We start from the raw sequence: 20,554 nt of genomic DNA, 5'->3' as shown, positions 1-20,554 counted from the left end.
ATAACCAGTCAAATCAGTACAGGTGTTAGAATAACAGTTGATAAGACTATTTAAGGTGTCGTATTATTATGATGCAAATAGGGAACAGTTTAGTGTCCTGAAAAGGAGAGGAGATACTAATGATTACGAAGGTAGAAAAAAGAGATGTCTTTGAAGCCATAGCAGACCCTACAAGAAGGGAACTGCTCCATTTGTTATCAGAAACAGACGAGACACCGCTATATCAGTTAACTGTCCACTTTGAAATAGGCAGGACGGCTATTTCAAAGCACCTGACTATTTTATGGGAAGCGGATCTGGTAAAGAGACGTAAAATTGGTAGGGAGACACGCTATAAGCTAAATCCTTTTCCACTTAAAGAAGTAAAAGAGTGGGTAACCTTTTATGAAGGGTTCTGGAACGAACGTATGAATACACTACATCAACTTTTGGAGGATGAAACTAAATGAAACCAGATCTTTCTGTGCATCACCATTTTCCTTTTTCTATTGAAAAAGTCTGGACTGCATTAACCGATTCAAAAACATTAAGTAAATGGATATGGAGTAATGATTTCGAACCTGTTATTGGCCATACGTTTCAATTTCGTGCTGAACCGAATGACTGGTGGGATGGGATCGTAAATTGTAAAGTTCTTGAAATCGAAGAACCATATAAACTTTCCTATACATGGCACAGTGCTGAAGAAGAAACGATCATCGTCTGGAGATTAGAAGAACAAGCAGATGGCAGCACCACTTTGACATTAGATCAAAGTGGATTCAGCGAAGAAACTAAGGTGACTAAAGGGGCTATCCAAGGAGCGGTCTATAGCTGGACTGAATTTTGCAGGAAGCTGGAAACCCTTCTGGTGACAAAGAATGAACAGAATGGAGAAAAATATGAGTAAATGGAATGATCTGTTTAATATTTTTAAAAAACAGCCCCTTAACTTTATTAAATATTATAAAGAACAAAATGATGTGTATACGTTTCTATTTGAAAAACCGACCGGGCTTGACTGGAAATCCGGTCAGCATGGACTGTTTGATATCACACACAAAAAAATCAAAAACCGCACTCGACCCTTTAGTATCGCTTCGACTTCTTCCGAAGACCAGATTCAGATCACTACAAAAATCGGGAAAAATAAAAGCGAGTTCAAACAAGCTTTACTGGGACTTGAACAAGGCATGCAGATTCAATTAAGCGGAGCTGTCGGATCGTTTTATCTGAAAGATTCGTCACCAACTTTACTGATCGCTGGTGGAATAGGGGTTACACCATTCCGATCTATCTTAAAACAGCTTGAACACGACAAGAACCTGAAGAATCAAAATGTTACGCTGCTATATTTGAGCAATAATGAGGATTTTCTGTTTAAAAAGGACCTGGATCAGGCAGCTTCAATAGAAAATATTTCTGTTTCATCTTTTCACTCACGAGAAGAGGTGTTTAAAGAAATCCAATCCTTTATAGACATACATGGAAATGGTGGTCGATACTTTACAGCAGGCCCTACCTCTTTTGTCCAATCTGTCACGAATTATTTGAAGGAAAATAAAGTGTCAAAACGACAAATCAAGAAAGATGATTTTTACGGATATACTGGGAATCACCTATAAGCAGTTCTGATACAGAGGGATTTCTTTTCAAAACAATAGACAGTAGCACAAACCGAGGCACGACCTTGCATCTAATCTATTTTTTATCCAGCTGTCTTACGTTATCAAAGCGAAGACAGTCGCTGGAACAGAAGAATGATGGTTTCTGTTTGAAGGCAGCTATTATGGACCGGAGTTTTCTTGATAAATACTTGGTTTTGTTAGGTAAAGATTGAAAACTATCCGACATCCTTTGGGTACATAATTGTTTATGTAAGGAGTTTAAGTATGCTGAGCGGAAACTTCTGAAGATCACAGTTTTACTTAAGAAGTTTGGTCTGAACATGTCACTATTTCTTAAGAAAAGGCTGGGAAGTTCAGAAGTTTAGAGAATAATCATACGAACTTCTTAAGATAGTGTTGATTTCATGATAAAATGTGACTCTTCGTTATAAAATTTACATCTAGAGCGCTCTTTCTGCTCGATACTTTTCTAGTATCAGCTAACATTTATACTGTAGGATTTGAAGCTTCCGCCAGAGAAACTATTTAGTGTATACTAGTATAAAATAAACTAGGTAAAGGTGATGAGCATGGCATTCGATTACGATCTGGATTTCGACACTATTGACTTCCGTGAACAGCCTGAACTTTACAAAGTAGGCAGAGGAGAAAAAGGGGTATTGCTGGTAGAACCCTATAAGGGAGAAATCCTCCCACACTGGCGGTTTAAAACGCCTGAGATTGCAAAAGAGTCGTCTGAAAAGATTCATCAGATGTATCTTGACTATAAAGAGGATGGGGACTTTGTCGGAATGGATATGGCGAGGAAGTTTCTGCAGATGGGTTACACCCGGTCCAGACGTTACGCCAATTACAAAGGCGGAAGAAAATACGACAAAAATGGTGAAGTGAATGATCGGGATATCAATGAGGAAAAAGCTGAGTCAGCGGCTATTTTTGAAAAGAAATGGATTATTGTCAGAGAAGATGAAGAGTATCTCAAGCTAAAGAAAGAGCATCAGAAGAAGTATGGCTAGCAAAAAAGAGATAAAGCATTCAATCCTGTTAACTCGATTGAACGCTTTATCTGTTTTTAATGACCGTTACACTTTTCCAAGCACATCTTCAAGGGTATCCCATTCGTAGATTTCTTCTTTTAATAGGACACCACCTATTTGGATATCCTTAGTGTCAATTAATTTTGCGCCGTAATATTGATAGAAGTAACGCGTTTTATTGTCGGTAAGTACTTCAACGAATATCCTGTGGTATGCCATTTTCTTGAAGTACTCAAACAGATCTTTCAGAAGCAGTTTACCTATTCCTTGCCCTTGATATTCTTCTAATATGTATATTGATGTTAAATCACATGAATGAGTGACATTATTTGTCTCTCTTTTCCAGGCATCTGCAAAGCCTATTATCTGACCATTGCTGTTTTCCGCAACTAGAGTATATTGATGTTGTTTTGAAAGATTTTTCTCCCACAACGCTGTTCGCTGGGTATAGGAAAGATTCTGCAAGTAATAATCGGGTATAATATTTTTATAAGTGGTTCGCCAGCTGTCCACGTGTACATCAGCAATCCCTGGTGCATCCTCTAATTGTGCTCTTCTTATAATCATTTTGGAACCTCCGTAGATCTGACTTGGTAAACATAGCCAATTATGAGCCTCTAAAAAATACCGTAATAATTGTTCAGTAATTCACTGCATTAAGCTATAACCCAGCCACTAAATCAAATGGGGTATTCTCTCCGTTGACACGGACCTCTACTGCTTCATGCTCCTCACTGATTGTCAGGTAATAGGTATACTGAGTAGGCTGTTCGTCTGCCAGATCTGTTTCAGTCATGTTGATGACTAAGGTGTCTCCTTCAGTATGTGTGTCCGCTTCTACTTGCCCGCTTGAAAAGAAGACGACATAAGACCCATTATCTCCATCATTAAATGACAGCAGTCTCATATCTGAGGCAGTAGAATCTGGAACGTAAGCCGGTATCTCCGCAATAAAGTCAGTAATATCTTCAGGTGCATTGTCCAGTTCAGATATACCGGCTTCTGGCGAGCTGCAGGCCATTAAGACCAGTACGGCTATGAAGGGGCCAATTAGTTTTTTCAAATTAGTCACGTCCTTTGCATAATATGAATATAAACATCTTTGAAGCCAGCCAGACATTTTTAATAAAGTTAGTATAGCATATCTTTATCAGATAGTATTCATTCAACAGGACTAATTAATTAGACCAACGAAAGGGTCCATTTCATGGTAGAATCAAATTAAATAGACACGTAAAGAATTTAATCCAGCCAGCTCACTTCAGACCAGGAGTAAATCGATGAATTTTAGACAGCTAAATTTACCAGCAGCTATTTTACTTAGTGTATTCCTGTCAGCTTGTGCTGATACAGCGAGTGATGAGGAAGCATTTGAACAGGATAGCGCTGTGGAAGAGGGGACTCATACGGATGATCCGATTCCTTTACCGCCGGAGTTAACCATTCAGGCTGGAGACGATACGATCATTCCAGTTCTAGGCAGTTACAGCTGGAGTGTTGAGAATCAGGACGGCACACTGAATAGTATTGAAGCAAGCGCAGATGGACCACCAGAACTGGTGAGAATGAGTGAACCGACTCAAGTCACAGAAGACGCAACGATCGAATTTGTCTTCGAAGAAGAGCCTAGAACTTATAGTGTCCGTATTTGGGATGAAGACAACACGGTTATAAGTGAATCCAATGACTTAGTCTTGTCTGGTACAGGTGACGTTATATACGAGGTGCTGGCTTTCTGGGAACAAGGCACAGCCAGTTATGCTTTTTCGCTGACAATTGAGTAATTACAGTTGTCTAAGATTTTTAAATGGAGAGATTTGACATGACGACTACGGTTTTATTTATTCATAGTGCTGGACCTCAGGATAAACAGCAGGGAAGCACACAATTGATTGCTTATCTAAAAGAGAGACTAAAAGCAGATTATCGTATAATAGCACCTGAAATGCCTGACCCGGAAAATCCGAAGTATGCCGATTGGAAAAAAACGCTTGGCGAAGCATTAAACGAACGTGACGGTGAGGTGATTTTAGTCGGTCACTCACTGGGAGGGTCTGCGGTGCTCAAGTTCTTTTCGGAAGAAGAACGAAAGGTAAGCATTAAAGGGATGTTCCTCATCTCCTCACCTTATTGGGGGTTAGATGAGGAGTGGCAGCTAAAAGACTTTATTCTCAAGAATGATTTTGAACGGAATCTCGCTGATATTCCCCAACTGTATTTTTATCACAGCATTCAGGAAGAAATTGTCCCCTTTTCACATCACAAGGCTTATGCAGAAAAGCTCCCGCAAGCAACTTTAAGGCAGCTAGAAGGTGATCGCCATTTATTTTATGAAGGCTTGCCAGAATTGGTAAAAGACATAAATAACCTGTAAGCATCTGGTTCTGGTTTCATTATATGAGACTGAGAGTATGCGCCATACACTCACAATAGTGATTAAATCAATCGGATAGAGAAAACACTTCCACTGCTGGACACTTGGTGTCAGCAGCGGAAGTGTTTTTAGTTCTCACCAAGTCGGTCATTTTTCCAGCCATCTGAAGGCTCGTTTAAGTTCAGTCGTTCCATTTTTATCATACCAGCGGCCGTGTGCCAGGATAATTTTATCCGGTTGCCACTTGAGCAGTTGCTTGTAACACGTTCGAGCCTGATCTTTTTGACCTGAAAAGGTGAGGCGCATATCAATAGGTGTCCGGCCGTCAGGATCGGCTATACCCGCCAGCTTATAGACCGTTCTCCAAAAAAAGCTGGAGGTCCGTTTCGGTTCAAAGTTTTCAATCAAGTCAGTCAAAATAAGTGTCTGGCTGCTTTTATGAAAGAACACCACTTCCTCGAGTGCGCGACTGCCTTTAAATATAAGCTGATCGATCTCATCTGACCAGTCAGAAGGGGGAGCATCGTCTAAAGACCGCTCAAAAGTCGCCTGTATCTTTTGCGACTGTGCCCGTTTTTCGACACCAGGGCTGGACCAGGTTACTGCATCGGGATAATAGGTCTTCCATTCTTCTATATAAGCGTAATGAATTTTATTCGGCGAAATCAAATGCGTCACTTTCCCCAGTTTGTTGATGTCTTGCAGCAGCTTATCTGTTGGCTTAATGGGTGAGTGGCACCATAACGTCCCATCATTTAGCTGGATAATCGTCATGCGTGTTGAAAAGGGGATACCTAATGCAAGCACGTTTATTTTAATGATGTCACCATCTACAATCCAGATCCGGTCATCAACAGGCTTCAACGTGTTCAGTGGTTCGTATAGTGGGATCGTCATGAAATCTCCTCCTCATTTTTTGGATGAGTGTATAGCTGAAGTATAAAGCTTATTGACAAAGTTTCAAACAGTTTTGAGTGAACCATCGTCTAAATGAACGGATTATTGACCGTTAAGAGCAATCAATGAAAAAGCACAGTTCACAGTCTGTATCCGATTCTTTGAAAGCTCTTAGGACAGTGTTATAAATTACACCCCGAATGTTTACCTTTTCTTAATGTTAATATTTTGATATGATAGTAAGGGAGTCAGTTAAAAATGTACCTGATTAAAGAAACTAAGATAGAAAGATGAACAATTTAGAACAGAAACGAAAGCCAGCAGTTTAACTAAAAATAGTGCATGTCAGAGTTTTTTTTCTGACAGTGCACTATTTCCTTGTTAAGACAGGGATTTTTTAATAGCCAGAAAGAATACATTTACAGGAGATGATACGATATGACACTTAATTTCAAGAAAATAGGGTTAGTCGCTGGACCGTTATTCTTTGCACTGCTTTATTTTATACCGGCTATAACCGGATTGGAGACCAGCCCAAGAGCTGTCCTGGCGGTAACTGCATGGGTTGCCACCTGGTGGATCACAGAAGCCTTACCGATTCCGGCAACGTCACTGCTTCCAATATTCCTTTTGCCTTTAACGGGTGGAGCTGATCAGGCGACCGCATCGATGGCTTACGGAAATCCAATTGTCTTTATGTATATGGGCGGATTTACGATTGCCCTGGCGATTGAGAAGTGGAACTTACATAAGCGAATTGCGATGAGTATCATTGCCCTTTTAGGGACCAGCAGTAGTCGAATCGTTATCGGTGTGGGCCTGGCCACAGCCTTTCTGTCCATGTGGATATCCAATGCCGCGACTGCTTTGATGATGCTGCCGATCGCACTGGCACTTATTACTGAAATCAAGGAGAAAGGGTTCCTGAAAGATGACTCATTTCAGAATTTTGCCAAAGGCTTGCTGTTGACTGTTGCCTACTCTGCTTCTATTGGGGGACTGGCGACCATTGTCGGGTCTGTGCCCAATGCAGCCCTTGTAGCCGTCGCTTCTAATATGCTGAATCAGGAGATTACGTTTGCGGACTGGTTTACATTTGGGATTGTTATAACGGCTGTTTTACTCGTAGTGTTGTTTGTTTACATTACTAAAATAAAATTCCGTGTAAAAGATGATGGCCAGATATCTTCTGATTTTGCTAAAGAACAGCTGAGAGAATTGGGGCCCATGTCTATAGAAGAGAAGTATGTCTTAGTCATCTTCTCATTCACTGGAATGCTTTGGATCTTTGGAGGATTCCTGCCTTGGGAACTTTCAGATACGACGATTTCAATGCTGGGTGCAACGACTCTTTTTGTTATTCCAAACAGTAAGGGTGGGAAGTTGCTGGACTGGTTCGATATGAAAAACTTGTCATGGGGACTGCTTCTGTTATTCGGAGGGGGCTTGTCACTAGCGGCAGCGTTCGAATCTTCCGGGCTGACCGTCTGGTTCGGAGATATTTTATCTAATTTAGACCGCTTTAATTATTTACTGATTTTAATTATCTTGACAGCAACAGTGCTGTTTATGACCGAAATCATGTCTAATACAGCCGTATCCAATATGCTGATGCCGATCAGTGTCGGATTGGCTGCTGGGATCGGTGTAGAGCCGTACGGTATTATGGCTGTTGTTGCGTTGGCTTCATCTTGTGCATTCATGCTGCCTATTTCCACCCCGCCGAATGCAGCTGTCTTCTCTGCAGATGTGCTGGATATAGAAGACATGATGAAAGCAGGATTCTGGATGAATATGGTAGGGATTGTGGTTATCGTTCTGGCAGTCTACTACCTGCAGCCGATTTTACTAAGTTATTAAGAATGTCGAAAACATATAAAAAAGCTAGCGCGTTTAGTTCTCGCTAGCTTCTTTTTGCTTTACATGATTTTAAGGGAACGTTTTAACCCTGATTCATTTTATGCTGGATGGAGACAGTGCGTTTTCCATTTTCATCCGTTTCTTCCAGCACCTGCCACTGTGAAGAAGCAAGAGTCTGAAATTCACTGATCTGCTCTTTAGTCAATAGGAGTCCCTCGAAATGGTTATCAGACATAGTATAATCATTGTCAGATTCCAAATTGTATTTTAATTTCAACAGGTTCTTTATGCCATATATGGATAAAAATTTCACCCTGTATCCAGATTGAACAGCTTCCTGAAAACTGTCTTCATTATCCTCAGCAGCTTCAATAAGTTCCTTATAATCGTATGAATCATCTGTATCAGTTAATATTTTCAAGTCTTTTTCTTTTAAAGCCGTAAGAAGTGTCTCGTCAGTCAGTCCTTTAGAACGCAAGGTTTCTAGCTGATATGCTTCCCATAGTGATAATGCCGGTGTAGTCATTTAATCGTCTCCTCTATTCATCTCTGTATTAATGTGACTAAAAACAACCAAGTGCTTACTTTTTATAAGTGTACTTCAATACTACTAGCTAAGCCAAAAGAAGTCAATTGCTTTGATAGGTGAGGCAAGCTAAGTGAGGTGTGGCTGTCGTTTTGTTTAAGAAACATGGTATGATGAAGAAAAATGAGGAGGCACACAGATGAAGGTAGTGGTTATTGGTGGCAGTGGACATATTGGTTCGTATTTGATCCCTAAACTTGTGAAAGAACAGCATCAGGTTATTGAGGTCAGTCGCGGAAAGAGTGACCCGTATATTAAAGACTGGACATGGGATAAAACCGAACATGTTGTGCTGGACCGGAGTAATGAGCCGGCATTTTCAGAGAAAATTGCAGCGCTGAATGCAGACGTCGTGATCGATCTGATCTGCTTCAAACTGGAAGAAGTCAAAGAGATGGTTGAAGCACTAAAAGAGACTAGTTTGTCACATTACCTTTACTGTTCAACAATCTGGACGCACGGGCGAGCAGAAACAGTCCCGGTAGATCCAAATGGGGTGAAATATCCTCTGGATGAATACGGGCGTGAGAAATATGAAAGTGAAAAGTATCTGAAGCAGGAGCACCGATTGAATGGATTCCCGGCAACTATGATCAGTCCAGGTCAGATTTGTGGTCCCGGCTGGTCAATCATTAACCCACTTGGATACGGAGACGATAGTGTGTTCCAGACAATCGCAGATGGGAAAGAACTCTCTCTTCCGAATCTTGGGATGGAAACATTGCACCCTGTTCACGGAGAAGATGTAGCCCAGATGTTTGTGGATGCACTGAATCACCGCAACCAGTCATTGGGAGAAAACTTCCATGCCGTATCAGCAGAATCACTGACCCTTTATGGTTATGCACAGGCCATGTACCGTTTCTTCGGACACACTCCTCAAGTCAGGTTCCTGTCATGGGACAAGTGGTGTGAGTATATTAATGATGAAAGATTAACCAGTATCTCATACCACCATCTGGCGCGCAGTGGATACTACAGCATTGAGAATGCCAAACGACTGCTCGAATACAAACCGAAGTACACAGCGCTTGAAGTAGTAGAAGCAAGCATACAAAGTTATCTCGACCGGGACGTCATTAAAGTTAATTAGCTGGAAGTTATCAAAGGGTGAGATTCTGCTTTATTCGAAGAAATAGGAAGGTAATTGAATAAGATGCCTGTTCGAATGAATTGAGACTAGTTCAGATTAATATTGCACTCGAAGTAGCCACAAAAACAGTTTAGTGACCAGTTCAGGTGAGATACGGATCAGAACAGGTCTCTAAATCGATTTTGGTACCAGTTGGTGGAGAAACGACGGTAGAAGTCGTCTCAATAACCATATTGCGTCCAGTTCGTTTTGAATAGGCGAATGAACTAGCTTCAAAACGACTATTGAGACTACTTTACTGATGAAATTCAGGAGAACTAGCTTCAATAACGATATTGTGACCAGTTAGTTAGGAAACAACCAATGAACTGGCTTCTAAATAATGTTCAAACCAGTCCTTCTGATTACATTCAGTAGAATACGATACAAAAGCCGGAAGAACCTCAGATTGCTAGTGAATAACTAAAAAAAACAATCGAAATGGCCATCATGACTTGAAAAAGGTAACAATCCAAAAATGAAACAAGCTAAACCTGGAAATCCGAGGAGGGATGACATGGTCAGCAAGAAAATGATTTTTATTGGCTTTTTAACACTATTGATATTAACTGGATGTAATAGTATGACGACTGTTTTTAGAGGAACTCCCAATATTACGGGGTATGTTATGGATAAAAATGATGAGGCCATTCTAGTGGTAAGCACAGAGCCAGAAGATTTCAGTCAATCAGGCGGAAATGAACGGTTCTTTGATGCAGTCTGGGCAAGTAACGCCCCGGATAATGTCGCTATAGGTGAAGAGGTCAGTATCTGGTTTGAAGGAGGGGTGAATCAATCCTACCCAGCCCAGGCAGCTATTGGTGAATTAAATACCCTGTCCAGTCCTACTCCAGGAGGTGCAGATCTTTCTGAAGCGGAAGCATTAAACAAAGCCTTAACTCAAGAAGAATTTGAAGACGATATTTTAACGCTTCAATCCATCTCGTATGATAACGATGAAGATGAATGGACAGTTGTGCTGGAAGATACTAATTCTTATGAAGAACACACGCTTCAAGTAGAAGATAACTAACTGAATAGGCTTCAAAAGACTAGATCCATATATCAAAAAAGCGTTGATGAGAAGTAGTCATCAACCTTTTTTGCTGTGCAAAATTAATTCATTTTTAGACAATGTGATTCTTTCAATAGAAGCTTACAATAAATAAGCGTTGTCGTGGTATAATGTAAAACGGAGTAATAATATAGGAAAAGTAAATTTTAAGGAGATCGGTAATAAATGGTAAAAGCACTTGAAATAAAAGACTTGAAAAAAGTCTATGCTGGCGGCGTTGAAGCCCTGTGTGGAATCGAACTGACCGTTGAAGAGGGAGACTTCTATGCGCTTTTAGGTCCAAATGGTGCCGGGAAATCAACGACAATTGGGATCATTACGTCACTGGTCAACAAAACTTCTGGAAAAGTAAACGTGTTTGGGTATGATTTGGATACTGATCTGACACGCCTGAAACAACAAATCGGACTGGTTCCCCAAGAGTTCAACTTTAATCCATTTGAAAAAGTCCAGCAAATCGTTGTCAATCAGGCTGGTTACTACGGAGTGTCACGCAAAGAGGCATTAATTCGCAGTGAGAAATACTTGAGACAATCAGGTTTATGGGAAAAACGGGATGTGCGTGCTCGTATGCTTTCAGGGGGAATGAAGAGACGCCTCATGATCGCCCGCGCATTGATGCATGAACCGCGTCTGCTGATCCTGGATGAACCAACAGCCGGAGTGGATATCGAATTGAGACGTGAGATGTGGCAGTTCCTTAAAGAGTTGAACGCCAATGGGACTACCATTATTCTGACGACTCATTACCTTGAAGAAGCTGAGATGCTTTGTCGACACATCGGGATCATTCAGTCAGGTAATCTGATTGAAGACACCAGTATGAAATCGTTACTGGCTAAACTGCAGTTTGAAACCTTTATTTTTGACATAGAGCCTACTGCCACTGATCCGGTCATCACAGGATATGACAGTCAAATGGAAGACGACACGACTTTATCTGTGGAAGTCGAGAGAGGTCAAGGAGTTAATGACTTGTTTAGTCAGCTCACTAGTCAGGGGATAAAAGTTCTGTCCATGCGCAATAAGTCAAACAGACTGGAAGAACTGTTCTTAAAATTGACCGAAGAAAAAGTTCAAGTGGAGGATACACATGTTTAATCTATATATGACGGCTCTAAAAAGCCTGGCAGTCAAAGAAACAAATCGGTACCTGCGTATTTGGGTACAGACCTTAGTCCCACCAGTGATTACGACCTCACTGTACTTTGTTATATTCGGGAACTTGATTGGAGGCAGAATTGGTGAGATGGAAGGCTTCTCCTATATGGAGTTCATCGTTCCCGGTCTGATCATGATGTCAGTCATCACCAGTTCCTATTCGAATGTTTCGTCATCATTTTTCTCGCAGAAATTCCAGAAAAATATTGAAGAACTGCTGATTGCACCCGTGCCGACCCATATCATCATGTGGGGATTTGTCATTGGGGGACTGGGGAGAAGTATCCTGGTGGGTACGCTGGTTACAATTATTTCTCTGTTTTTCGTTCCGCTTCAAGTTTACTCGTGGGTCATTATCATCTTAACCCTGCTTATGACATCCATTTTATTCTCACTGGCAGGTCTACTGAACGGGATTTTCGCTCAGTCATTTGATGATGTGTCAATCGTGCCGACGTTTGTTCTTCAACCTTTGACCTATCTGGGTGGAGTTTTTTATTCAATTTCCATGCTGCCTCCATTCTGGCAAGGTGTCTCACGGGTCAATCCAATCGTTTACATGATTTCAGGATTCAGATTCGGCTTTCTCGGCATAATTGATGTTCCCATTCTGTTATCCATGGGTATTTTGATTGTATTTATCATTGCCCTTTACTCAGTTGACTGGTATCTGATAGAAAAAGGCCGTGGATTGAGAAGTTAATCCTGCATTCAAATAAGACACTTTCACCGTTTAACTTATCGTTAAACGGTGAGAGTGTCTTATTTTGCGGACATGGCAGAAAAGATAGTTGCTTAGACCAGATAATCAGGGTGGGGTAATTAGTATAGAGTCACAATCAATTTTATTTTAAACTACATGACTTATTGGAGAGATGATACGAATACTTTAGTGGTCAGGAACAATATCACTAATTTATTTCCTGAGCTTTTACAAAATAATAATAGGCTTCAGGGCTAAATTTCTTCATTTTTGCCATCTTTTTGAATAAAGGAACACCTGTCATATCTTTTAAAGGTAGAGAAGGGTCGAACCTGGTTATTTCTGTTGCATCAGTTTTGAGAAGATTTACTAAGTAAGAAGCTTTTGCAGCACTAACAACGGCTTCTTCCACTATATAATTACGATCAATAATATGAGATTTGATTCTGCGAATACCATCCTCTAGCTGCAAGAATGTTTCTTTGTCAATACTTCGTCTTCCACCAATAATACAAGCGGTTCTTAGAATATCATCCAAAACATCTACTGGATTTAAACCTTCTAATTGCCGATAGACGAGTTCTTGTTCAGCACAATTGATAAAGGTTTTTTTAATTTCTCCTAAATTGACTGCTTGATCAAATAAGCTTTCTATATCAAATAACTGTTTAATAATTTCCATTTCTTTACCTTGTCCATAAGGAATACCTGTTGTATTAGGAGCAAAAGCAGCTAGCTTGTCTCCCAGAATATTTTCAATATCAGGAACAGTTACGAATTTAATTGGTGGTTTTGTATCTATAAAAGAACTTTCAATTGGTATCTTGATGAGGCGAGTGTATGGTGATTTTTCAAATAAGATATCAAGCAATACATATGATTCAGTTTTATCAAGAGGTGATGAATAGTAAATTTTATAATGTGCTTTTGGAATAGCTGTTTTATAGCGAATTTGTTCTTCAAAGTGTGTAAAAATTGACTGATCACATACTTCTTGTAAAAAGGTTGTTAGCTCTTCTTCAGATATACTGTCAGTAATAACAATGTCAATATCAATCGAGAAACGCTTCATTTCTTTTAATAAAAGCAATAGACAGGTGCCACCCTTGAAAATGAAATTGAGACGAGTATGAGATAGTTTCTCTAACAAAAAAAAAGCATGATTAACTTTATCTAGTAGATTAAAATCTAAACTTTTATATTGGGTATTTAAATTGTCATACCATTCTGTGGTTAAACTATTCTCAGTAATCATTTTGGTTCGGACCTCCGGTTAATTTCATTTGCACCAGCAAGTTTACGGCATTTCTTTTTTTTGCATATCTATTTAATGTCGAGTAATTAATATTATACTTATTTGTAGCGTTCAATATAATAGTTTTAATTTCTGCGTCTCCTACTGGGAAAATGATAGGATCATTAATCAACAAATCAACTATGAGTTTTTCGATCTTTGGCGTGTGATAATTATTTTTAACTTTATTTAGCGGAGCATCAACATACAGACGTGTGACAATAATATTTTCTTCCTTTGGAGAAATATAATAATCATACATTTTTTGTTCAGGAGATAAGAATGTATTTGGGTAATTTTCTTTCAAAAAATAAAAAACAACATCTAGAATATCTGCATCAATTTCGACTATTATATTATTTGTTTGGTAGAGATGATTGGACAAATTCCCAATCCAATTAGTGTTATAAATACTATAATTAACATATGGAAATTTCTCTTGCAGTAAATCTCCTAGTTCATTCATTTTTTTAGTCGGTTTTAGCTGAAAAGTATCTTTTTCATTCAGAGCGTACAACCCCCTCTTAGGGCTGTATATAATCCCTTGACGTTTTAATTCATAAATACGCCACCTCAATGTTGTAAGGGGTAAGTCTGGATTAAATTGATGATAGAAATTTAAGAAGTCTTGTGTAGTTATAGGTTGATTTTTTTTAAAAAAATGAATCAAGTCACGTGTCTTGAATGTATTACTCATTAACATCCTCCTAACCAAATAAATGGGTCTAATATCTCAGAACACCCGAACATTTGCTTAATTATATCAAATGTTCGGGTGGATATCAAATAATCACCCGAACGTTTGATATAAGATTTGTGTTAAGTAACTATTACAATAATATGTAATCACCATAAATATTCAGGAATAGCTTAAGCTACATTCTGGTATAATAAAAGAAATAAAGCTTTCGTAATAAGGAGTTAGACGCTTTAATTGAAAAGATGCCTGAGAATACACTAGAACTTCAGACAGTTGAAGGATTTGCTGTTGCAAAGGTCAATAAATATGGCGAAGATATTGTAAGGATTATTGAGAACAGTCAAATGAGTTAATCAAATGAAGAGAGGGTATCTCATTTTGAGAAACAACGATTTTTCAGACATCGTATTAGGACGCAAATCTATTCGGGTTTACGATGAAACTGTTAAGATTTCCCATGAAGAAATGCTTGAAATGATTCAGACAGCAACAAAAGCACCCTCTTCGGTAAATCTACAGCCTTGGCGCTTTGTAGTGGTAGATAGTGATGAAGGGAAAGCTAAATTGAGACCCCTGGTTCGGTGTAATACAACACAGAATGATACATCATCCGCCACGCTTCTGATTTTTGGTGATTTACAGTGTTACGAATACGGAGAAGAAATCTACGATAAAGCAGTAGCGGAAGGGAAACTGTCGCAGGAAGCGAGAGATGAGCAACTGGGCGCATTTATTCCTCTATATAAGAGTTTTCCTAAAGAAAAAATGAAAAAAGCAGTCAGGCTAGATTACAATTTAGCAGCTATGCAGTTCATGCTAGTAGCACGCAGTCATGGGTATGATACTAATGCTATCGGTGGATTTGAACATCGTCAACTAGCAGAAACTTTTGGATTAGACAAAGAGCGTTATGTTCCAGTCCTTATTTTATCAGTAGGTAAAGCTTTAGAATCAGGGGAAGAAACTGTTCGATTAGATGCAGAACAAATCACTACGTTTGAGTAAGATCTGGTTACTAATTACTAAATAAAAGGCAATCGTGATAGTCACGATTGCCTTTTTCATACGCCGATATTATCATTATTTATACGTGCACTTTACGCGACAGAAATTGTTTTACTTCAGCCTTCGCATCTTCAACAGATTCTTCTTCAATCAGTGTGATCAGCTCATCGGAATAAGTATTTGAATACGAGTAATGCGGGTCATAATAATAGATCAGCAGGTTTTTAACAACCTCAGTATAATTTCTTTCCTCAAGCGCCTGCGCTATGGTTTTAGACACTGGCGTATGAATCCGTCGTTTGATCCTACTGAATGAGTCGATGAACTCGTCGTGATAGTCATCGGGTGAGTAGTCAGCTAAAATAATCTTTACTCGTTCGTCAATCGGAAGGTCAATGAACAACTGCGGACTGATTTCTTTGTGCTGATAAAAGCGTTCAGGAATGACTACTTTTCCAATCCGTGAACTTTCTCCTTCAATGAGCACGTAAGGCTCGTTTTGATAACGCAGAAGCTCTTCTCCGAGTAACAGGTTAAACATTCGCTGATTACTCGGCTCGAGTCCGATCTGACCGAAGATCGATCCGCGGTGACAAGCCATTCCTTCCAGATCAATGACAGGGTAGCCTTCTTCTTTCAACTCACGAAGAATATGTGTTTTCCCGTTGCCTGTATGCCCGTTGAGTACATAAAGGGGAGGGAGGGGCAGTGTATCAAGCTGCTCTTTTATCCAGATACGGTAGGCTTTGATGCCACCAGTTAACCGGTTGACGCTTATCCCCATTAAGTCAAGTACGGTTGCGGCAGTCTGACTGCGCATACCGCCTCTCCAGCAGAAAACTGTGGCAGGAGCCTCTAATGCTTTAAATGCTTTAATAAAGGCGGGAAGTTTTTTCGAAAACAGTTCCAATCCCAGTTCTTTTGCGGCTTCCTGTCCTTTATGTTTATAAGTGGTCCCGACTTCGGCACGTTCTTCATTAGTGAACAGAGGAATATTGATCGCACCGGGAATCGTCGCTTCTTCAAATTCTATCGGTGCACGCACATCAACGATGATCGTCTCTCCTTGTTCCTTTAAGTGGAAAAGCTCTTGTGGTGTAATATTAGTAAGCATATAGAAGTCCTTTCTTACTTGACATAAATATGACCGGCATCGCCATCTGTTACTTCACCGATCAGTTTCCCATCGATTCGGCTTTGTTTAAGCGAGTCGAGTAGCGCTGACGCATCCTGTTTACTTACAGCCATCAGAAGTCCGCCGGAAGTAACGGCATCTGCCAGAAGGAGCTGGTCAATGTCGTCAAGGTGAGAATCGAAATGCACGACTTCTTTCACGTGTTTCAGGTTGTTTTTCGATCCGCCGGGGATCACGCCTTGTTCAGCCAGTTCACGCACACGTGGCAGGACAGGGACGTCGTTTTTATTGATTGTTATGGCCTGATGGCTTTCAGTGGCCATTTCAGTCAGGTGACCCAGTAGTCCAAAGCCCGTTACATCAGTGCAGGCATGAACGTCGTACTCTTTCATTACTTCTGCAGATGTTTTATTAAGAGTAGCCATCACTCGTGTGACGTTTGTTGTTTCTTCTTCTGAAAGTAGTCCACGTTTTATGGCAGTAGTCGAAATACCGACACCGATTGGTTTTGTCAGAATCAACTGGTCACCTTTTTCGGCTCCGGCATTTGTCAGGATATGATCTGGATGAATCGTCCCAGTGACTGAAAGGCCAAACTTCGGTTCCTGATCATCGATTGAATGACCTCCTACCAGATTACAGTTTGCTTCCTGACACTTATCACTTGCGCCGCGCAGAATTTCAGTCAAGATTGCTTTATCCAAAGTGTGAATCGGAAAAGCCACGATGTTCAATGCTGTGATAGGCGTTCCCCCCATCGCATAGACATCACTCAGTGCATTCGCTGCGGCGACCTGTCCAAAGTCGTAAGGGTCATCTACAATCGGTGTGAAAAAATCAAGCGTCTGAACGATTGCCAGATCATCAGTCAATTTGTAGACCCCCGCATCGTCGCCTGTATCTAAACCGACAAGCAAGTTAGGGTCTTTTTTAGTTTCCGGAAGACTATTTAAAACCTCACGTAAATCACTTGGGCCAATCTTACAGCCGCAGCCGCCTTTTGTCGTTAGTGTAGTCAGTTTAACTTGAGTCATTCGTGGACCTTCTTTCGTTTAATTGAATGTATGTATAAACAGTTTACCACTCTTTATACTCTGGTGTTATCAGAGAAGAATAAGTTTAGCAAGATATACATGTAGGACATTAGCTTTATTTATAGTGATTAATAAAATTGATATTATTTTTGTTTTAGTGCTGCTAATTGTGTTAAAGTGTTTACAATAGGAGGAATAGTGTATGAATGAACTGACAATCGAAAATTAGAATGATTTAGTTAATAATATTGGACGTGCTGCAGATACGTCTCAGCGGCAATTGGTCCAAGTAAATAATTACTTAAGAGAGTTAAATAATACTTTGATGTTTACTAATATCATATTAGCTGTTATCGCGGTCACTCTTATTATTTCACTGGTTATCAAGATTGCTGAATATAGAAAACGGTAAGATCGAGAACATGAAAGAAAGCTGGGTAAGTCCCTGAAAGGTAACCGTCTAGAGCAATGGAGATACAGGGTAGGGAATTATCGGATCATTGTAGACATTCAAGATGATCGAATGGTTGTACTCGCACTTCAAGTTGGTCATGGAAAAGATAGTTATCATTAAAGTTCTCAATCGGGAAATAATTGAGGGCTTTTTTTGTACTTAGAGACCATATATTAAGTAACATGTACTGGAATACACGCTATTATGTTACTATTATTTTGAGAGCGTATTCTTATAAAGTTAAATAAATAGAGGAGGATTTACATGAAAATCAACTTAACAAAAAAACAGTACAGGTCCCTCATCGATCTGGTGCATTTGGGGGATATGATGGTCAACGGCATTCGAACAACTGATAAGGTGGAAGAGTATGAAGAGTTGAGGGAATATATCTACTCGTTCGCAAAACAGATGGGCTGCGAAGATATCGTTAAATATGATGCAAAGTACGGGATGCACTTTGAAACAAGAGATTTCGAAACAGGAAAAATACAAGAGTATATAAGTGAGTATGACAACGAAGTCTTTTGGACAGAATTACCTTCTCGACTAGCTGATCGTGATATGATCAGACTGCAGAAATTGACAGGAGAACTAACGGATAGAGAAGAGTGGCTAAGAAAAGTGTGGGCTAAAGAAGAAGAGTATCAGATCGAATTTGAAACTAATGGACTTGAAAATGTGGAAGTGAAATTTCAGAGTAATAAGGAAAGTTGAAATAAAAACAAGTTGAATGAGTGAAAAAATAATCTTACGTCTACAAAGAGAGATTAATTAAATTAAGCTGTTCACATCAAGCTAAACCTTATATAATAAAACTTATATGAGATTTAGGAGGAACCTTAATGAGTAAATTACCAAAAGCAATAGGACCATACAGCCCGTACCGTATTTCTGGAACCCAGCTGTTCACTTCTGGTCAGTTGCCAGTTGATCCAGAAACAAATGAACTAGTTGAAGGGTTTGAAGCTCAAGCGAGACAGTCATTCAAGAATATCCAGTCTATCTTGGAGCTGGAAGGGAAGAAGCTGTCAGATGTTGTTAAACTGACCGTACTTGTTTCAGACCTGGCAAACTTTTCAGCAGTGAATGAAGTCATGGAAGACCTGTTTTCTGAACCGTACCCAGCTCGAACAGCCTATCAGGTCGCAGCTTTACCGAAAGAGGCTTTAATAGAAATAGAAGCGATTGCTGATTTGAGCTAATAACATATAAAAAAGAAGCGTGGATTTAATTCCAGCTTCTTTTTTTAATACATCATTCTAAAGCTTTACATTATGATAAACTCATCAATATACGTTGACTCATCATTTATAAATACTTCTAGTGTATCGTGTTCCTGACCTGTTGTCAGTTTAAATATATGTTGATTCGTTAGATCAGCCTCGTCAGAGAGTTCAGTCAGTTGTATCAGCAGCGTATCCTCTTGGATTTCTACTTCAGCCTCTACTTCTAGTGACGAATGAAAAACAACATAATAATAGTCTTCGTCTATGCTGATCAATTGAAGTGTTAGATTGGGATCAATCATAGACTGAATGTCATCGTTAACAGCGTCTACCTCTTCGATACCATATTCCTGAGAATCACATGAGGTTAAATATAAAATGGCAAACAAAACTACTACTAATTGTTTCTTCAACTGTCTTCACTCCTTAGCTATACTTAATCTTAATCAAAAATATAGAAATACTGTTCTTCAATTTCTGCACGAATGGTACGGTAAAGCTCCACCTCGTCTGCTCTAGTCGCCATAAAATCATAGTCTAGAATATCTGAGACTGTTTCAAATCCCTTTGTATTACGAGAGTGAAGATCATCGTAAAAATCAGCTTCTTTATCTGGATGGTGCTGCCCATATCCTGAGAAAACAATTTCCCAACTGTCCACGGGTTCTTCCAGCCAGGTTTCTTCTCTCAGAGTAGATAAGAAAAGGAGATAATCTTGCCCATTAATCATAGGGACGTAACCACCTATACGCTGCAAATCTTCTCCATGGCTGAGATAGTAGGGTTCTCCAACAAAAATCGTATCACCAGTCTCTAAATCTCCTTCAATCACATCAAGTACTTCAACCTCTGACACAGTTAGAGTCCATTGATAGTCATCTTTTTCTGGATCCAGTTCACCTAGATGATGAATATTAAGCATTTTCACACGTACGCTATTTTCTGTGCGGCCCTCTATATCAGCTAAAGACTCCGGTAGTGCATAAGCACTCTCACCGAAGTTATCAGATAGAGGTGTGTCCAAAGGTAGAGAAGTTGCTTCACTATTATTACAACCAGCTAAAAATAAGCAAATGAATAAAGTTATGGGAAGATTAACCTTTAAGCTCATTACGTATACCTCCATTTTAAATACTGTCTATTCAGGTTAGTAAAGTGATTTGAATATTTCTGGATGCTGGATTTTATAATGAAGTTAGCCACTCAGGCTAACATATAAAAAACGCCATGTGAATTTCATGTTATATTGAAGTTACCACTAACTCTCAATA

At 39.6% G+C, this 20,554-nt stretch carries 24 protein-coding genes and 2 pseudogenes; 16 read left to right on the top strand and 10 right to left on the bottom strand.

Annotation, left to right across the window (positions count from 1 at the left end; all coding sequences use genetic code 11):
* The first annotated feature begins 119 nt into the window (after positions 1–119).
* From CLV38_RS10790 to CLV38_RS10775, 4 genes are all read left to right on the top strand, one after another.
* Positions 120–449 carry an ArsR/SmtB family transcription factor gene (locus CLV38_RS10790; RefSeq protein WP_106195401.1) on the top strand — a complete coding sequence of 110 codons (330 nt, stop codon included), beginning with the start codon at positions 120–122 and terminating at the stop codon, positions 447–449.
* Positions 446–889, top strand: coding sequence for an SRPBCC family protein (locus CLV38_RS10785; protein WP_106195398.1), 444 nt, complete (start codon positions 446–448; stop codon positions 887–889). The genes CLV38_RS10790 and CLV38_RS10785 overlap by 4 nt, the downstream gene beginning before the upstream one ends.
* Positions 882–1,604 (top strand): FAD-dependent oxidoreductase, encoded by a 723-nt coding sequence (locus tag CLV38_RS10780; protein WP_106195395.1) that lies wholly within the window; start codon positions 882–884, stop codon positions 1,602–1,604. Before CLV38_RS10785 ends, CLV38_RS10780 begins: the two co-directional genes overlap by 8 nt.
* Positions 1,605–2,176: 572 nt before the next feature.
* Positions 2,177–2,623, top strand: a complete 447-nt coding sequence (locus CLV38_RS10775; protein ID WP_106195392.1) for a DUF4385 domain-containing protein — start codon at positions 2,177–2,179, stop codon at positions 2,621–2,623.
* A 66-nt stretch (positions 2,624–2,689) separates the two neighbouring features.
* Here the strand turns inward: CLV38_RS10775 and CLV38_RS10770 are convergent, their stop codons facing one another.
* Positions 2,690–3,211 (bottom strand): GNAT family N-acetyltransferase, encoded by a 522-nt coding sequence (locus tag CLV38_RS10770; protein ID WP_106195389.1) that lies wholly within the window; start codon positions 3,209–3,211, stop codon positions 2,690–2,692.
* A gap of 94 nt (positions 3,212–3,305) precedes the next feature.
* Positions 3,306–3,707 carry a putative periplasmic lipoprotein gene (locus CLV38_RS10765; RefSeq protein ID WP_106195386.1) on the bottom strand — a complete coding sequence of 134 codons (402 nt, stop codon included), beginning with the start codon at positions 3,705–3,707 and terminating at the stop codon, positions 3,306–3,308.
* 217 nt (positions 3,708–3,924) lie between these two features.
* On the opposite strand from CLV38_RS10765, the gene CLV38_RS10760 reads away from it, so the two are divergent.
* Positions 3,925–4,428: a hypothetical protein gene (locus tag CLV38_RS10760; RefSeq protein ID WP_106195384.1), complete on the top strand. Its 504-nt coding sequence runs from the start codon at positions 3,925–3,927 to the stop codon at positions 4,426–4,428.
* 38 nt (positions 4,429–4,466) lie between these two features.
* Positions 4,467–5,018, top strand: coding sequence for an alpha/beta fold hydrolase (locus CLV38_RS10755; protein WP_106195381.1), 552 nt, complete (start codon positions 4,467–4,469; stop codon positions 5,016–5,018).
* 147 nt (positions 5,019–5,165) lie between these two features.
* Here the strand turns inward: CLV38_RS10755 and CLV38_RS10750 are convergent, their stop codons facing one another.
* Positions 5,166–5,915: a DUF4336 domain-containing protein gene (locus CLV38_RS10750; protein WP_106195378.1), complete on the bottom strand. Its 750-nt coding sequence runs from the start codon at positions 5,913–5,915 to the stop codon at positions 5,166–5,168.
* Between the two features lie 438 nt (positions 5,916–6,353).
* Between CLV38_RS10750 and CLV38_RS10745 the strand changes: the two genes are divergently transcribed.
* Positions 6,354–7,775, top strand: a complete 1,422-nt coding sequence (locus tag CLV38_RS10745) for an SLC13 family permease (protein WP_106195375.1) — start codon at positions 6,354–6,356, stop codon at positions 7,773–7,775.
* Positions 7,776–7,857: 82 nt separating this feature from the next.
* Here CLV38_RS10745 and CLV38_RS10740 read toward each other — a convergent pair whose 3' ends face one another.
* Positions 7,858–8,301 carry a hypothetical protein gene (locus CLV38_RS10740; protein ID WP_106195372.1) on the bottom strand — a complete coding sequence of 148 codons (444 nt, stop codon included), beginning with the start codon at positions 8,299–8,301 and terminating at the stop codon, positions 7,858–7,860.
* Between the two features lie 199 nt (positions 8,302–8,500).
* Here CLV38_RS10740 and CLV38_RS10735 point away from each other — a divergent pair, with 199 nt between their 5' ends.
* The 4 genes from CLV38_RS10735 (at position 8,501) to CLV38_RS10720 (ending at position 12,432) form a co-directional block, all read left to right on the top strand.
* Positions 8,501–9,454, top strand: coding sequence for an NAD-dependent epimerase/dehydratase family protein (locus CLV38_RS10735; protein ID WP_106195369.1), 954 nt, complete (start codon positions 8,501–8,503; stop codon positions 9,452–9,454).
* Between the two features lie 556 nt (positions 9,455–10,010).
* Positions 10,011–10,526: a DUF3221 domain-containing protein gene (locus CLV38_RS10730; RefSeq protein ID WP_170068886.1), complete on the top strand. Its 516-nt coding sequence runs from the start codon at positions 10,011–10,013 to the stop codon at positions 10,524–10,526.
* Positions 10,527–10,733: 207 nt separating this feature from the next.
* The gene (locus CLV38_RS10725; protein WP_106195363.1) at positions 10,734–11,669 is read left to right on the top strand and encodes an ABC transporter ATP-binding protein; all 936 of its coding nucleotides are present in this window, start codon (positions 10,734–10,736) and stop codon (positions 11,667–11,669) included.
* Positions 11,662–12,432 carry an ABC transporter permease gene (locus tag CLV38_RS10720; protein WP_106195360.1) on the top strand — a complete coding sequence of 257 codons (771 nt, stop codon included), beginning with the start codon at positions 11,662–11,664 and terminating at the stop codon, positions 12,430–12,432. Before CLV38_RS10725 ends, CLV38_RS10720 begins: the two co-directional genes overlap by 8 nt.
* A gap of 208 nt (positions 12,433–12,640) precedes the next feature.
* Here CLV38_RS10720 and CLV38_RS10715 read toward each other — a convergent pair whose 3' ends face one another.
* Both CLV38_RS10715 and CLV38_RS10710 read right to left on the bottom strand, forming a co-directional pair.
* A complete protein-coding gene (locus CLV38_RS10715) occupies positions 12,641–13,687 on the bottom strand; it encodes a nucleotidyl transferase AbiEii/AbiGii toxin family protein (RefSeq protein ID WP_106195357.1) in 1,047 nt (348 codons plus the stop codon).
* Positions 13,677–14,423: a DUF6577 family protein gene (locus CLV38_RS10710; protein ID WP_106195354.1), complete on the bottom strand. Its 747-nt coding sequence runs from the start codon at positions 14,421–14,423 to the stop codon at positions 13,677–13,679. Before CLV38_RS10710 ends, CLV38_RS10715 begins: the two co-directional genes overlap by 11 nt.
* Positions 14,424–14,644: 221 nt before the next feature.
* Here CLV38_RS10710 and CLV38_RS14220 point away from each other — a divergent pair.
* A pseudogene (locus tag CLV38_RS14220) lies at positions 14,645–14,779 on the top strand (HRDC domain-containing protein); the annotation flags it as partial.
* Between the two features lie 4 nt (positions 14,780–14,783).
* The gene (locus tag CLV38_RS10700) at positions 14,784–15,431 is read left to right on the top strand and encodes a nitroreductase family protein (RefSeq protein ID WP_106195348.1); all 648 of its coding nucleotides are present in this window, start codon (positions 14,784–14,786) and stop codon (positions 15,429–15,431) included.
* Between the two features lie 79 nt (positions 15,432–15,510).
* Here the strand turns inward: CLV38_RS10700 and mnmH are convergent, their stop codons facing one another.
* Positions 15,511–16,545: a tRNA 2-selenouridine(34) synthase MnmH gene (mnmH, locus tag CLV38_RS10695; RefSeq protein WP_106195345.1), complete on the bottom strand. Its 1,035-nt coding sequence runs from the start codon at positions 16,543–16,545 to the stop codon at positions 15,511–15,513.
* A 14-nt stretch (positions 16,546–16,559) separates the two neighbouring features.
* Positions 16,560–17,600: a selenide, water dikinase SelD gene (gene selD, locus CLV38_RS10690; RefSeq protein ID WP_106195342.1), complete on the bottom strand. Its 1,041-nt coding sequence runs from the start codon at positions 17,598–17,600 to the stop codon at positions 16,560–16,562.
* A 418-nt stretch (positions 17,601–18,018) separates the two neighbouring features.
* On the opposite strand from selD, the pseudogene CLV38_RS10685 reads away from it, so the two are divergent.
* The 3 genes and pseudogenes from CLV38_RS10685 to CLV38_RS10675 all read left to right on the top strand — a co-directional run.
* Positions 18,019–18,174 (top strand): annotated as a pseudogene (locus tag CLV38_RS10685) (type II toxin-antitoxin system RelE family toxin); the annotation flags it as partial.
* A 144-nt stretch (positions 18,175–18,318) separates the two neighbouring features.
* Positions 18,319–18,771: a hypothetical protein gene (locus CLV38_RS10680; RefSeq protein WP_106195339.1), complete on the top strand. Its 453-nt coding sequence runs from the start codon at positions 18,319–18,321 to the stop codon at positions 18,769–18,771.
* Between the two features lie 128 nt (positions 18,772–18,899).
* The gene (locus CLV38_RS10675) at positions 18,900–19,259 is read left to right on the top strand and encodes a RidA family protein (RefSeq protein ID WP_106195336.1); all 360 of its coding nucleotides are present in this window, start codon (positions 18,900–18,902) and stop codon (positions 19,257–19,259) included.
* A 65-nt stretch (positions 19,260–19,324) separates the two neighbouring features.
* Here the strand turns inward: CLV38_RS10675 and CLV38_RS10670 are convergent, their stop codons facing one another.
* Both CLV38_RS10670 and CLV38_RS10665 read right to left on the bottom strand, forming a co-directional pair.
* Positions 19,325–19,696, bottom strand: a complete 372-nt coding sequence (locus tag CLV38_RS10670; protein WP_106195333.1) for a hypothetical protein — start codon at positions 19,694–19,696, stop codon at positions 19,325–19,327.
* 29 nt (positions 19,697–19,725) lie between these two features.
* On the bottom strand, positions 19,726–20,394 hold the full coding sequence (locus CLV38_RS10665; protein WP_106195330.1) for a hypothetical protein: 669 nt from the start codon (positions 20,392–20,394) through the stop codon (positions 19,726–19,728).
* Positions 20,395–20,554: the final 160 nt, after the last annotated feature.

The sequence above is a fragment of the Alkalibacterium olivapovliticus genome, assembly GCF_003003275.1.
Taxonomy (GTDB): Bacteria; Bacillota; Bacilli; order Lactobacillales; family Carnobacteriaceae_A; genus Alkalibacterium; species Alkalibacterium olivapovliticum.
The sequence above is the reverse complement of the archived record's forward strand: the minus strand, read 5'-3'. Positions and strand labels throughout refer to the sequence as shown.

Excerpts from the sequence above, each read along its gene's own strand:
- CLV38_RS10790 (WP_106195401.1), top strand. The coding sequence starts at position 120 with ATGATTACGAAGGTAGAAAAAAGAGATGTCTTTGAAGCCATAGCAGAC.
- CLV38_RS10785 (WP_106195398.1), top strand. The coding sequence starts at position 446 with ATGAAACCAGATCTTTCTGTGCATCACCATTTTCCTTTTTCTATTGAA.
- CLV38_RS10780 (WP_106195395.1), top strand. The coding sequence starts at position 882 with ATGAGTAAATGGAATGATCTGTTTAATATTTTTAAAAAACAGCCCCTT.
- CLV38_RS10775 (WP_106195392.1), top strand. The coding sequence starts at position 2,177 with ATGGCATTCGATTACGATCTGGATTTCGACACTATTGACTTCCGTGAA.
- CLV38_RS10770 (WP_106195389.1), bottom strand. The coding sequence starts at position 3,211 with ATGATTATAAGAAGAGCACAATTAGAGGATGCACCAGGGATTGCTGAT.
- CLV38_RS10760 (WP_106195384.1), top strand. The coding sequence starts at position 3,925 with ATGAATTTTAGACAGCTAAATTTACCAGCAGCTATTTTACTTAGTGTA.
- CLV38_RS10755 (WP_106195381.1), top strand. The coding sequence starts at position 4,467 with ATGACGACTACGGTTTTATTTATTCATAGTGCTGGACCTCAGGATAAA.
- CLV38_RS10750 (WP_106195378.1), bottom strand. The coding sequence starts at position 5,915 with ATGACGATCCCACTATACGAACCACTGAACACGTTGAAGCCTGTTGAT.
- CLV38_RS10745 (WP_106195375.1), top strand. The coding sequence starts at position 6,354 with ATGACACTTAATTTCAAGAAAATAGGGTTAGTCGCTGGACCGTTATTC.
- CLV38_RS10740 (WP_106195372.1), bottom strand. The coding sequence starts at position 8,301 with ATGACTACACCGGCATTATCACTATGGGAAGCATATCAGCTAGAAACC.
- CLV38_RS10735 (WP_106195369.1), top strand. The coding sequence starts at position 8,501 with ATGAAGGTAGTGGTTATTGGTGGCAGTGGACATATTGGTTCGTATTTG.
- CLV38_RS10730 (WP_170068886.1), top strand. The coding sequence starts at position 10,011 with ATGGTCAGCAAGAAAATGATTTTTATTGGCTTTTTAACACTATTGATA.
- CLV38_RS10725 (WP_106195363.1), top strand. The coding sequence starts at position 10,734 with ATGGTAAAAGCACTTGAAATAAAAGACTTGAAAAAAGTCTATGCTGGC.
- CLV38_RS10720 (WP_106195360.1), top strand. The coding sequence starts at position 11,662 with ATGTTTAATCTATATATGACGGCTCTAAAAAGCCTGGCAGTCAAAGAA.
- CLV38_RS10715 (WP_106195357.1), bottom strand. The coding sequence starts at position 13,687 with ATGATTACTGAGAATAGTTTAACCACAGAATGGTATGACAATTTAAAT.
- CLV38_RS10710 (WP_106195354.1), bottom strand. The coding sequence starts at position 14,423 with ATGAGTAATACATTCAAGACACGTGACTTGATTCATTTTTTTAAAAAA.
- CLV38_RS10700 (WP_106195348.1), top strand. The coding sequence starts at position 14,784 with ATGAAGAGAGGGTATCTCATTTTGAGAAACAACGATTTTTCAGACATC.
- mnmH (WP_106195345.1), bottom strand. The coding sequence starts at position 16,545 with ATGCTTACTAATATTACACCACAAGAGCTTTTCCACTTAAAGGAACAA.
- selD (WP_106195342.1), bottom strand. The coding sequence starts at position 17,600 with ATGACTCAAGTTAAACTGACTACACTAACGACAAAAGGCGGCTGCGGC.
- CLV38_RS10680 (WP_106195339.1), top strand. The coding sequence starts at position 18,319 with ATGAAAATCAACTTAACAAAAAAACAGTACAGGTCCCTCATCGATCTG.
- CLV38_RS10675 (WP_106195336.1), top strand. The coding sequence starts at position 18,900 with ATGAGTAAATTACCAAAAGCAATAGGACCATACAGCCCGTACCGTATT.
- CLV38_RS10665 (WP_106195330.1), bottom strand. The coding sequence starts at position 20,394 with ATGAGCTTAAAGGTTAATCTTCCCATAACTTTATTCATTTGCTTATTT.